At 34.0% G+C, this 13,498-nt stretch carries 8 protein-coding genes; 4 read left to right on the top strand and 4 right to left on the bottom strand.

Annotated elements, in window-relative coordinates; genetic code table 11:
- Nucleotides 1–182 precede the first annotated feature (182 nt).
- Together KNO96_RS12945 and KNO96_RS12950 are read right to left on the bottom strand one after the other, a co-directional pair.
- Nucleotides 183–515: a hypothetical protein gene (locus tag KNO96_RS12945; RefSeq protein WP_214704226.1), complete on the bottom strand. Its 333-nt coding sequence runs from the start codon at nt 513–515 to the stop codon at nt 183–185.
- A 589-nt stretch (nt 516–1,104) separates the two neighbouring features.
- Complete coding sequence (locus KNO96_RS12950) at nt 1,105–2,172, bottom strand: hypothetical protein (protein WP_214704224.1); 1,068 nt, start codon at nt 2,170–2,172, stop codon at nt 1,105–1,107.
- 908 nt (nt 2,173–3,080) lie between these two features.
- On the opposite strand from KNO96_RS12950, the gene KNO96_RS12955 reads away from it, so the two are divergent.
- Nucleotides 3,081–4,004, top strand: a complete 924-nt coding sequence (locus tag KNO96_RS12955; RefSeq protein WP_214704222.1) for a Kiwa anti-phage protein KwaB-like domain-containing protein — start codon at nt 3,081–3,083, stop codon at nt 4,002–4,004.
- Between the two features lie 22 nt (nt 4,005–4,026).
- Nucleotides 4,027–4,602: a hypothetical protein gene (locus KNO96_RS12960; protein ID WP_214704221.1), complete on the top strand. Its 576-nt coding sequence runs from the start codon at nt 4,027–4,029 to the stop codon at nt 4,600–4,602.
- Between the two features lie 198 nt (nt 4,603–4,800).
- Here KNO96_RS12960 and KNO96_RS12965 read toward each other — a convergent pair whose 3' ends face one another.
- The gene (locus tag KNO96_RS12965) at nt 4,801–6,237 is read right to left on the bottom strand and encodes a hypothetical protein (RefSeq protein ID WP_214704219.1); all 1,437 of its coding nucleotides are present in this window, start codon (nt 6,235–6,237) and stop codon (nt 4,801–4,803) included.
- A 1,465-nt stretch (nt 6,238–7,702) separates the two neighbouring features.
- Here KNO96_RS12965 and KNO96_RS12970 point away from each other — a divergent pair.
- Both KNO96_RS12970 and KNO96_RS12975 read left to right on the top strand, forming a co-directional pair.
- Nucleotides 7,703–10,054: an nSTAND3 domain-containing NTPase gene (locus KNO96_RS12970; RefSeq protein WP_214704217.1), complete on the top strand. Its 2,352-nt coding sequence runs from the start codon at nt 7,703–7,705 to the stop codon at nt 10,052–10,054.
- Between the two features lie 426 nt (nt 10,055–10,480).
- Complete coding sequence (locus tag KNO96_RS12975) at nt 10,481–11,710, top strand: Shedu anti-phage system protein SduA domain-containing protein (protein ID WP_214704212.1); 1,230 nt, start codon at nt 10,481–10,483, stop codon at nt 11,708–11,710.
- A 405-nt stretch (nt 11,711–12,115) separates the two neighbouring features.
- Here the strand turns inward: KNO96_RS12975 and KNO96_RS12980 are convergent, their stop codons facing one another.
- A complete protein-coding gene (locus KNO96_RS12980; RefSeq protein ID WP_214704209.1) occupies nt 12,116–13,141 on the bottom strand; it encodes a tyrosine-type recombinase/integrase in 1,026 nt (341 codons plus the stop codon).
- Nucleotides 13,142–13,498 lie beyond the last annotated feature (357 nt).

Consider the following 13,498-nt stretch of genomic DNA (forward strand, 5'->3'; position numbering starts at 1 on the left):
TGAATGAATAATACATAGCAACTTGAGCTAAGCCCTTATCAGGATATGTAGACACTAGAGGAGCATACAGCTTCTAACCCATACATATTTAAAGTTAAAAACACCGAACATGGAAACATCGATAGATAAGATGACATCAAATAAGAGCGAAGACAATCGTGCAGCTCTAATGAAGAATACATTTACATGTCAAATTGATAGGTTGGTTCCATCAGCGAAACAGAGATTGATCCTAGTGTATAGACACCGTCATCTTCGTTATGTAAATGTTCAAAGATCGCATTGGTTGTGACACAAGGGGCACCAAGTAGTTGTGTCACGTACTCATAGAAAATTTCAGTTGCAAAAATTTCATCTAACATTTGACCCGTAAATACGAGATTCTCAATATTTTCTCCAGCGTTTTTAAGTTCTAAATCTGTAATTTCATCACGATATGTCCAATGTCCATACTTTTCAATATTGTCAAAACCAGCGAATACATAATCAACATCATAGCGAATACTTCGTTTCATAGGAAAGACCTCCTAGAAGATGATATATACTTTATTGTATGAGGGGTATATAGGATTAAGTCATCATGGATGTGACACCTTCATGATATTGTATGAACGGTTTTTTGAACGATTACTATGATTTAAGTCGTTAGAGAATGTACATGTAATCAAACGCTCAGATCTAATCGATTAAGAGAAGAATACAAAACCATATTCTTATGAATAAAAAAGATTAAATAGAATGAATAAGAATTAAAGATAGATTAAAAGAATTAGGAAAAAGGAAAGTCCGAAAATCCTTTTGACACCAACGTTTTCGAGAGATTTAGAAGATTGTAAATATGTCAGCTATAGTTTCTTTTATTCAAAGGGGCTATTTTTTTTTCATTTCCTTTTTGATAAATCATATCCAACAGCCAATTTTATTCGCTATATATTTGAAATAAAAACGATTGTATTTGATTTTTTTCCAGAGATGTAAAATATAAAAATGACCTTATGAAACACAGGTCATATACGATGCCTTTTGATGGAATGCATCAACAATGGATATAGATTCGGGATGTTTTCATACAATTTTTCAAAATGAGGCATGCCAAAAAGACCATCATGCGATCGTCAATTTTTCCACTTTATGTTTTAGTTGTTGATGAAGGTAAAGAATCGGCTCATTGAAGAAGAGTTGATGCTCACTTGAATGAATTAAGTCTTCACGATGGTGAAGAAACGCTTGTTTCAAGTCAGCCAAGACTTCACGGAACGCTAATGCACCGAACGTATCACTCATTGAATAGAGAGATTCACGGCTTACTTTTAGTGCATCGAAATCGAAGAACTCACCAACGCGCTTACGCAACTCGAACCAAGCAATTTGAGCATCTGAACGCTCTTCTTCTCGGATGACTTTACTGTCTTGAGATTTATCTAACGTCAATTCAACGAGGACGGGACGCGAAATATCTTGAACGCGTTTTTTAAGCGTGAGATTTTGCTTCACCACATTTAAGAAATGACGGCTGTCCTCTACAAGTGACACTTGAAGGAACTTCAAACGACCCATCATCTTTTGAATGGCAAGTTTGTGGCCACAGTATTTAGGCAAGAAGCCTTTAATCTCGTCATAAGTAAGGATGGCTTGGTCATGTGATTGAACATGGATATCTTTTTCAACTTGTACGAGTGTACGTAACGCAAGGCGCAAAGCGTTCACGTTATCAAGCGTGAGCAGTTCGGAAAGAAGATCATGCCAAATAGACGTGTACCCGGTCTTCGAAACGACAGAGGATCCGTCAACATAAAGGTCACGATAATTCTCAAGATAATCGGTCAGTTCAATCGAGAGCACTCCAGGGAAATGCCGGACAAGTCGTAACAAGCCATGGCTCTCAAATGTTTTTAAGTTATTATGTAAAGAACGGACAGATGTATGAGCGGAAGAAGCAAGCTCTGTATCTTCCATAAACTCAATCTTACCTTGGTCATCTGCATAAGAAAGAAGTGTGAGGACATGGCGAATCCGTGACTTTGTCCACTTAAAAGAAGTGAAGCATGTAGGGATGTTATAGTGATGCTGTTCATAGCGATAGTGATCAGCGCGTTTCGTCCAACGAGTTAAGCCACTCATCGCGACGAGTAGTTTGTTTGCAACTAAAATGTGACGATTTCTGTAAACCACGTACCCTACACCTCCTCTATCCTAAAATATCCTAGTTTCAGTATCTTGTTCTTTCGAGATAGTGTCAAAGTGCATTTTCAGTACGGTCATTTGTTACCAAAATGAAAAATACGTTGATATGAAGCCATTTTGAATAGAAAAAAATATGCATTTTCAGTACGGTCATTTGTTACCAAAATCGATTTAGCGGCTCTATAACGCCGTTTCAACTGAAAATATAGTAGAATTTTTGAGTTGAAAATGAAAAATATGCACTTTCAGTACGGTATTTTGTTACCAAAAACATTAAAGTGTAAGTTTGGTACGGTTATTTGTTACCAAAAATGAAGAAAGTGTAATTTAGGTACGGTCATTTGTTACCAAAAACGTATAAAGAGTCACTGAATTTTATTTTCTGCGAGTCTATAAATATGTAAAAGTGTGGTTTCAGTACGGTGTTTCATGACTAAAACGAGAAAATGCAAGTTTGGTACGGTCATTTGTTACCAAAAACAAAAAAGTGCAAGTTTGGTACGGCCGTTTGTTACCAAAATCATTGAAATCTAATATAAAAGCAAATTATATTCACCAAAAAAGGTGAACTGCTAGATTGTCTATTATATTTTGAGAGAAAAATCGAAAGGAGAAAGAATCTCGAAATATATTACATGAGAACTTTTATAGAGCATGAAAGAGAATAAATTTTAAAAAGTTGATTTATAAATATTGATAGAGGAGTTTAATATAGTTATAGGATAATTAAATGTTTAATAAAACCTATAGTTAATGTTAAATAGAAATCAAATTAGCTATCACAAAACAGGGACTTACGTTTGTGTTATAATTTTATTGAAAATTTTCAAATTTATAGAAAAAACAATACATCTTATCGTGTTGTATTAGTAGATTGAATGAGGGGTGGGGAATTAATGAATATAATAGAAGTACAAAATTTCATAAATGTGTCTTCAGTAAATTTCTTTTTAATTGAAAAAAGAACTCGAGCAAGAATCACTAATTACTCAATTCATGAGGCAGAAATTCAAAGCATTGCTGAAGAAATTAAAGGAGAGTTATACAGTGTTTTAGGTACTGAAAAATTCAACTTTCAGCAAACCGATTTTGATACACTTTTATCCGAGGAAGATCAATTAGAAGTATGTAGAAATGGACAGGCAGCATTTAATGCGATTACACACTTTATTGAATGTGAGATTGAAGATGAAGAAAACCACGTTCCTTTTGATTCAAGAGCGAGTGAGCCATCACAATTTTCATTCTATTGTATAAAGTTTTTTAATGCTAATGACCCAGAAAGTGAACCAGTATATCTTTTCAAGCGTATGTTTAAGTCGTCAAGATTATTCCGATCAATTAAAGGATATTTTAACAATAACGAATTTAATAAGCTCGATAGTAATATTTACTCATTTGACTGTTTTCCGGATGTTTTAGTAAGGGGAGAGGAAGCTCTCGTTTTGAATCGTAATGCTCTATCAAATATTTTTGATATTAATGACTTTTATGTAGCGACAGTTGAAACGTTATTAGATACCCTTTCTAATAATTTCGTGGATATAGATCAATTTCGAAATGATTGTTTGCAAAGTAGGTTTATGCTTAGAAAGTTAACTCGATTAGCACAAAATCCAGAAATAATTGAAGAAGTATTGGACCGAGATGTTGAAGATCTTAGGGGTATAATTGATGCTAATAACTTATTGATTGAAGTAAGTGATCAGGGTCAAATTCTTTATGGAGGAGACCCCGATGAAATGGTCGAAATTGCAAACTTTTTATCAGATGCATTTTACAGAACTCTTATTTTGAATCAACGAGGAGTTAGAAGATAAACTAATGTGAGGTGAGATATAGATGAATTATATGATGCGATGGGGAATGTATATCTTATCTTATCTCCCTCTCTATTTTTTATTAATTATTAAGCATTTAAAAGACTTTGAAACTTTAAAAAATCAATTGACTAAGGGAGGTCCAGAAAGTTACTTTTGGGGTGCTTTAATTATTTTATTTTTATTATCTATTTTCTTTGCATCAATACTTATTTTTCAGTTCACTAAATCTGGAATTCCAAAAATATTAAGAATGGATTATAAAAAAATTCAACCTCTTAAAGATCAAGAAATGAGTTATTTAATCACTTACGTTGTTCCCTTAGCATCTATACAAGACATCTCAGATAATAAATCACTAATAACAAATTTATTATTATTTATTTTGATCGGCTTAATGTATACAAAAAATAGTATGATTCATGTAAACCCATTCTATTCTTTAATTGGATTAAATGTTTACCAGTATGAAGACAGCTCATATATTACTTTTATGTCGATTGAAAAATTTAAAGATGTAATTAAAAATCAATATCCTGTACAAAAAAAGAACTGGACTTCAAATGTATATTTCATATCAAAGAAAAATAACGTTTGATTATTCGAACGCATATGTATTTTATACAAGAAATACTTTTGATGTGATTAAAGGTATTTTTTGATTGTCTTTAAGCTCAACATTTGATTTATCTGATCTTTTGTAAGTTTAAAGTTGACCCAAGATGATTCATGTGAAACATTGACGTAAATAAACTAATAAAAGAACCCAGATAGACTGGGTTCTCCACGATATCAATTATAGCAGTAGTGTGTCCACATGCCCTGGCAATTCCCAAGACTCCAACGGGTAGAAGGTGAAGAAATAATAATCACCAGAACGATGCCATTCCTTCAGGATGAAATCATGCTCTTTAATCCGGTTTAAATTCAACTCAAGCTCCTTTAGATTGTCGGCCTTTCGGACCTTGTTGAATCGAATCGAATAGGTGAACTGACGCCAATGTCTTCTAACGGGTTGTTGTTCTCCTGTCTGGATGGAGTTCATCCGCTCTTTTTGAAGAACGAAGGCCAGATGATAGGCGAAGCTGCCTTTCAATTGTTCAATCTGTTCTCCATAAATACTGACGATCTGTTGTTTCAACAGGTCGTCATAAATCTCTTCACTGACCGTCACGATGACTTGGCTCTCGGCTAATGTCGTCGCATTTTTAATCGTCACTGAGGAGAATAAGCCGCGAATGAAGAAGTCTCCCTCCTCGTTATGTCCTGCTACCCGGTAGTAACCAAGTTTCATGAGACGTTGCGTCGTTAGGTCATAACTTTTCCCGCTATCGTTCGCATACAGCTTCTTAACGAGCTGTGAGAGCGGGAAAATGATTTTCCGGCTCGTCTGGAAAGTCATGTCCCGATACGCCAGAATCTCTGTAAAGGCTTCAAAGTCTTTCGAATCGAGATCCGGCACCTTTCCGTTCAATTCTTGGATGAACTCTTTGCTGACAAGAACCGAGAGGTGGTCGGGAATCCCCTTCTTATATTTTGGGACCACCGTGTCGTAGTTTTGCAGCTCGAGATTTAGCTGCGAGGCTTCATTTAGTTTTTCATCTAAAAGGTCCGTCTGGTTCTTGATGCGGTCGGACATGCCAAAAAAGGGTATATCAACGGCGAGTGTCGGAGAATGATGCGCCGTCGGTTGGTTGAGTTCGACCTCTTTAGCAACCTCCCACAGGATCATCAAAACGTCTGTTTTGAGCGAAGTCTTCTTCTGATTCACCGTCTTTTGTGACCAATATGGATAGGTATGGATTAACAGGTTCGGATTTTCAGACCATTCCTTTAACTCTAAAATACATTGTTGCATGTAATCCTCGATGGTTTTCACGTGAAACTCTTTTTGGAAGGCTTCTGGTCCGACCAAATGATGGTATGCTGTAATCATTTCGAACCGGGCACGTAATTCCTTTTTGGGGCCACGACCCTCTTCATAATTTCGGATGGCGGCTTGGACCCAACGTTTCTTTAACTTATTAAATGAATGATAACGTACCTTTTTATAAGAAGCCTCTAGATTCTCGAATTGATAGTTTTCTTGATAAAGTTCTGTAACGAACTCCTGGATATCGAAGATAGACACACTATGGAGAATTTCTTCCATGCGATGTCTTTGAATAGCCGTGACCGCTTGAGAAATGATGAGTTGTTGAGAGCGGCCATTAGAGTTTAATTGAGTCTCCATATTGATCACCTCTTCTGCAATAAATATAGCATATTTCGCATAACAAAAAAATATCCTGATTTATTTCAAATACCGTTAAGTGTGCGCCGGCGCACACTTTTTTAATTGATAAATAAGTTATCAATTCTTGAAGAAAACAGATTGTCAGTAAATATAATTTAACTGTTTTCTGTCAAAAGTCTTATAGTATTCCATGCGTCATTAAATGTAAAATGATTTTATAATGTGTAACAAAGACGATTCATCAGCATATAAAGTAAGGACTTATAATTTATCTAAAGTTGAAGAAGCAGTTGACAAGTTATTTGATAGATAAGAAGAATACATAGATGAGTGCTTAGTAAATGAGGTTTTTTAATCGAAGGACAATATCATTTTTCTGGAAATACGCTTGAAAAGGGAATAAATAAAATAAAAGATTTTTAACAATTCGAAAATAATTGATTACGTACAAGAAAACTATAAAGATAAAACAGAATTTGAACGATGTATTATTGTGGATTTTAGCATGGGAAATTCAGAAATAGATGAAGATTATTTTCATTAATTTTAAATGACATCATTCGTTTTTATATGATGAATTATAAAGTTAAGTGCAACAAATAAAACAAGAACGTAAAAAAACTATAAAGATGCTCTCATGTAGTATGGAGTTAACACACAAACATTTAGATTGAGGAGTCGCTATGAGCTGCTTGAGAACCGAATGTGTGAAGATAAAGATATTTCTTAAGATCGGAATATCCAGCTGAAATAGCCTCCGACCGAATCGCAGAAAATCAGACGGAACGCGAAAAGAGATGTTGTGTGAAAGGAAGAGACAACTGAGGCAGGAAGATGAAGCTAGAAGAGACAACGCGCTTGACAATAATCGAAAAACTGTGGCGACGCGCTATTGGTCGGAAAAAATGGCAGATTGGCAGAATCGTCTTCTCGACCATTGTCCGCTGGATCGACTCGAGGAAAATTAATCTGTCGACGACTATACTTCGACATAAAGGTAAGTGCCAAAAGATGAAGACTAGCAGGCGATTTAACATCTGCGGATGTTCATCTCTAATTGGCAGAGCGACGTGCGCATGAAGTGTGTGTTCCTCCACTGGTAGCGCACGCGTCGCGAAGTTCATCTATCTTAAGAGTCGGTTCTACGCCGTACTGCCAATTGCAGACAGCAACACGGCTTCGATGGAGGCGGCAACCCGCGCAGTCCACAACTCGTTTTCGGGTGGTATCCTCAATACGGCGATTACAGACCAGTGCAAGTAATTCAGTTGTCACGAAAATGTCCGAACGAAATCGGGGTGCTGCTCTATTTCCACGGCACTAGTTATTCCTAAATGGGGAGAAGTAACGAGAAAGTTATGCGCTTAAGGTGACAACCTTCCTTTTGAAAGTGTTTCTGGCGCTAAAGAATATTTGAATTTATTTTGTATAATCAAATACTAATGATGGGGGAGAATGTGTAATGTATGATTTCGGATTACTAAGCGATTTTGAGTTCGAAAAATTAAGTGCAGATATATTGAGTAGAAAACTAGGTGTGAAATTAAGATTCTACAAAACAGGACGAGATGGAGGAATTGATTTAAAAGATGATAACATTCAAAATAATATTGTTGTTCAAGTCAAACACTACTTCAAAAGTACATTTTCAAATCTAATGATTTCCTTGAAAAAGGAGGTTGAGAAAGTTAAAGAACTAAATCCAAATTCATACTACGTATGTGTCTCACAAGATCTATCACCTCAAAATATTAAGGACATATACGATTTATTTAGTGATTATATGGAGGATACTTCACATATAATCACTAAGAACCAATTGGAGGAATTTTTGAATCAGGAAGAAAATCAGGACATTCTTCGAAAAAATTTCAAACTATGGTTACTATCAGATAAAATATTAAGAAATATTTTTAGTAATGATGTGTTTCTCGATGGGGATATATTGTTAAACGATATTGAAGAAGAGCTACATTTTTTTGTTCAAACAAAAATTTTTAATGAAGCATTATTGTCATTCAATGAGAGTAATGTACTTATGTTAATAGGTGCACCAGGCGTTGGGAAAACAATGAATTCAAAAATGCTTGTACTCTCTTTTGTAAAACAAGGCTATCAAATTCGTTATACCAGTGATTCAAGCATAACTAAAATTAAAAAAGCTATTACTCAAAACCCTAACGTGAAAGAAGTAATATATTTGGATGATTTCTTAGGACAATATTATTTTGATCTAAAAGCAGGTCAAGATAAAGAAATTATCTCCTTAGTCAAATTTGTTAGTCGCCACAAAAATAAGGTGTTAATAATGAATTCTCGAATTACAATTCTACAAGAAGCTAAAAGGTCACTTTTTAAATTTAGAAATTTCTTAGATGAAAATAAAATCAATGTGAAAATTATTAGTATGGATAACATTACTTTAGAAGAAAAAGCGATGATATTTATGAATCATCTTTTAAAAGAGAAAATCCCTTCGACATATATGAAAAATTTAAAACAAAATTCTTCGTACAGAAGAATTGTTAAGCATCCAAATTATAACCCCCGAATAATTGAATTTGTTACACTAAAAAGTAGATATAAGAATGTTAAACCCGAAAATTATGTGGAATTTATAAATGAGCATTTAACAGATCCAAAGGAAATCTGGAATGATGAATTTAGCAATAAGTTGCAACAGACGGATCGTATTTTTATGTACACATTATTTTCGCTTACAGAAAAATACATAGATGAAGATATATTGAAAGAATGTTTTAATTATCAGTTAAAGAATGAAATGAGATTAGATAGTACGATTGATTACTTCAATGATACTAAGTCTAGATTAGGAAATTCTTTAATCAAATTGTATGAGGATAATTTAAAAGTTAAAATTGGGGTAATTAATCCTTCGTTAAATGATTACTTATCAAATCAACTTAAAAATAATGATATTTTGCTAGAACAAATGAAAGAATCATCTGTTTATATCGATCAAATAGAAAGATTGTATGGAGAACAAGCTTCGCAATATTTAATTGATAAGCTGATTAATGGTGATTACATTAAATTGAAAGGAACTGAGGGAAAATTCTACTCATACTTCTACTATGGGATCGCTGTATTAGAAATTAAAAATGAAACTTATAAAAAAATTGTTGAGCAAAATTTCAATGAATTTGAAAAAGTCTATGTTCCAGATAAAGTGATTAACAAAAAGCAAATTATAATTAAAATGCTTGACAATGATTCATTATTTAAATTTTATGATATGAAGAAACACTTATCAAACGAGAAAATTCTTACTAATATAATTTATGAGTTTGATTATTTCGAATTGATTGAATTGTATGAAATATTAGGAGAAAAAAATGAATTAAATGAGCTTATAGTTAATAAAATATATTTTAGTTTAGATGAACTTGTAGAAGAAGAAATCATGACTATCGATGTTTTTGAACAACTTGAACAAATCAGTAAAACACAAGATGAACATCCGCTTAGTAAGCTAGAACATTTACTTGTTACAGGGCGAGATGAAGAGGCTAGAGAAGAATGGGAATTTGTACATAATATTATTTGCGGAAGAATACTATCCCTTTTAGAGCACAAAGTTAGTAACATTAGTAGCAAAATTAATCTTGATAGACTATTAATAAAAACAGAAAATTTTTTAGGTTCAGAATATTTTTTCAATGAAGTTGAATCAGTACTAACTGCAGTCATGTTCCCAGAGCCTGATTATGATAAGTACGATGACTTACATTGGGATGATTATCAATATGATGAAAGCGATTTGGATGCAATAGATCGAGTGTTTGAAAGATAGAAGTTTAAATAGAGTATATAAAAACTATGAAAAATCGACTTTCATTTTAAACAGAAGTAAGATAATGGTCAATCATGTTTCACTTCCTATGGAGATAAATTGAAAAACTAATTAAATTTATTTAAAACGACCTTAACTCTGATTCTTAGAATTCATTAAAAGGATTGAGAGAATCAATCATGTTAGACGGATTTCTTCCAGAATTAGAAGTGGCAGATGTAAATCATTGCGATAAAGCAAATCAGTTCATTTGTTATAGCAAAAAAGTTGTGTGTCTCTTGTCTTTTTTACACAGTGCTTATACCGTGTCACAATAGGTGTATCAGAACATCATGTAAAGACATCTGTCCCTCATGTTATCGGCAATATTTTTTTAAAACAAACAAGAGCATAAGATCTCAGTCAATTTTAAAGGGGAAAGAAGATATGGAGGAAAAGAACGCACTACCATTAGTGGATTGTGCCAATTTGTTAGCAAATATGCTTATGGAAAATTATTGGAAGAAAATATGGGATGTACTAGAAATGGATGCTGAATTAAAAAAAAACTTTACGAATTTCCTGCTGAATCCAGAAAAAATAATATTTTATTTAGGCAAAACTCATTGGGGAATCGAGTATATAGGAAATATTAATTCCAAGCAAATCAGTTCGAATAAAAAAGTGGAAGTAAAAATAATTGACTATTCAAAGGCAGATAATCTATTAACAGAAATATTAGGTATTGATTATGGTAATCAAACAGGACCAACCTTCCCATTACTTGAATATAGTGAAGACCTGGTTCATCCTACTAATGAAGCGATAGATATTCTGTTAGACAATGGTTGGAACTTAGCAGGTCAAACAATGATAATAAATTTTAATGCAGGTGAATTTGTTTTACAAGAAGGTATGTGTCATAGAATAGTGAACGGTTTTTTTTATGGAACTAACAGATCAGGTCTAGTCACCCGAAATATAAAGTGGCTAGATTTGTTCCCATTACAATTAAATGATGAAGATGTAGAAGTAGATGAATTTAAATTTTATATATGGCCAAACATTAAAGATGTTATATTACATGATGCCCATTTTAATTATCCTCTTCCTTCTGGGTTTAGAGAAGAGAAATGGTATAGTTTAAATCGTTTTGTCGAGTTGATTAGTTCTAAGGATACTAAGGAACCTCAAATAACTGCTTTTCTAGCTAAACCTGAAAATCAGTTTATATTAAAAATGGCTTTTATGGGTAAAAATATATCGTCTGAATGTGAATTAGAATGGCAATCAGAAAAGCGTAGAGCTATTAGACCAGATTTTTTTATAGAGGGATCAAATGGATATTCAGATATTGTTGAATTTAAATTACCTAATTTAAAAAATATAAATAGTACAGTAGGTAGGGAAAATAGACAAACCTTTAGTGCAGAAATTCATTCATATATTAGTCAAACAAGAGATTATGAATATTATTTTGAAGATCCTAAAAATAGAAAGTTTGCAGAAGAGAAACATGGAATAAATATTTATTATCCTAAAAGGATTTTAGTTATAGGAAGAAGGAGTATGTTAGATACGCCTGATTGGAAGAGATTAGAAAACGACTATAGGAATATTATGATTAAAACTTATGATGAAGTTATAGATTTAGTATTAAGTCATTTATACCTATAAATATATTTTCTACGTTTTAAACGCGAGAGAAGATAATAAGACAAATAGATTGGCGAAGAATCCGACTGATTTCTCTGATTTCGAGGGGCCGAAAGGTAACATCTCAAGTATTGATACGAACGGAACCTCCGATCTCTCACTACGTTCGAAATACCGATAACGATAGGATCATAGGAAAAAAATCTTAGAGGTGTATCTTTCTCTATGAAGAGCAGACAAACAACAAAAAATTCAATCAAACTATCAGGAAGCTGATTGTATACTAAATTTCGTTCTGCAATATCCGACAACTTTTAAATTGTGATTTGATATGAATTTGACACTGGTGATAAATTTAGATTAAAGAAACCTCGGAACAGAGTGACTCTCCAACATGCTCTGCTCTGAGGTTCAGATTAAGTTTTCTTATTCAAAAGGTAAGTCGGTGTTGGACACGGTTGAGAGTTGATTTAAAGATTGCAGGTAAGTGTTCGTTGTGTTAATCGATTCATGGCCGACTAACTGCATTACTCCAATCAACGAATTGCCGTTCGCTAGGAGTTTTGTTATATAGGCCCGGCGGAACCAGTGGGGTGGGGTCTTCTCTTCAGTCACTACATGGTCGACTGCCTGATGAGTCATTAGGCGCAAGGCCTCATATGTGATGGCCTTGTTGGTTTTTTTCGTGCTAAAGGCGATGAAAGGAGACGAGACTTCCTCAATCATCATCAATGTCTGCAACCGATTAACGAGATGGGTCGCCTTCTCGGTGATCGGGATACGACGCCACTTGTCACGTTTCCCCTTCACTTCGACATAGGATGTCTGCTGATTTCGCTTCACGTTGGTGAACTTGATTGATAACAGTTCCGCCGCCCGCATACCTGTCGTCAACAACAAATAGCCAATGGTTTCATTTCGGAGCTCTATGAGTTCCTTTTTTTGTGCTCGTTGAACCGTATAACGAAATGATTCAGCAATGCGTTCAATCTCTTCAAAATCAACTTCTCGACGAAGGGGTTCTGGTCGCTTCTGATTTTTCACATGGAAAGCTAAGTTGTGTTGATGATATTGATTGATATGAAGGTAAGTTAAGAGACGCTTTAACATATTGTTCTTGCGTTGTGCCGTGCGAGGTGAATATTGCTCGTTTACGTCAAACAAATAACGATGAATATCTAGAACGGTTAAGCGCTTTAGACCTTCGGTATTGGTCATCACAAAACTGAGAACGAACTCGAGATCTTGCTTATAGGCACGACGCGTGTGCGGACTCTTATCAGCGTAGATTGGGAATAATTCCGTTGCCCAGAACAATTCAATCACTTCGATGTCAGTTAACGTATCGAGATCGATATGGTCCTTTTTCAGCGCCTCGGCTAATTTAGGATTCGCCCCGGTCAATTCTCGCAATGCCACTTCGAACGCCTGCTGCTTTTTCTTGATCTCCATGCTTCTTCCTCTTTTCTAATCAATTTTCATAAAAAATGAAACGTATGAATAGTATCAAGGTCTTTTTAATGTAATACGTATGTATTTCATTAAAAATACAATGATTATTATATCTATTTTTAGTGACTATAAAGTAATACGTCATTAACATATCCATCAAATAATAATCCTTAACTTGTGATAACCTTATATTATCACAAGTTAGATATTTTAAGTTCGTACTGAGACAAGAGTAATATATTATAGATTTTTTTAGGGTTGATTTTTATATATAAGAAGATTGGATTTTGGTTTTAAGAAATAAAAAAAGTAGCTAGGCGACTCAAGGAAAATTGAATCGTTTAGCTACCTGAGGAT

It is taken from the genome of Exiguobacterium sp. s89, from assembly GCF_018617735.1.
GTDB lineage: Bacteria > Bacillota > Bacilli > Exiguobacteriales > Exiguobacteriaceae > Exiguobacterium > Exiguobacterium marinum.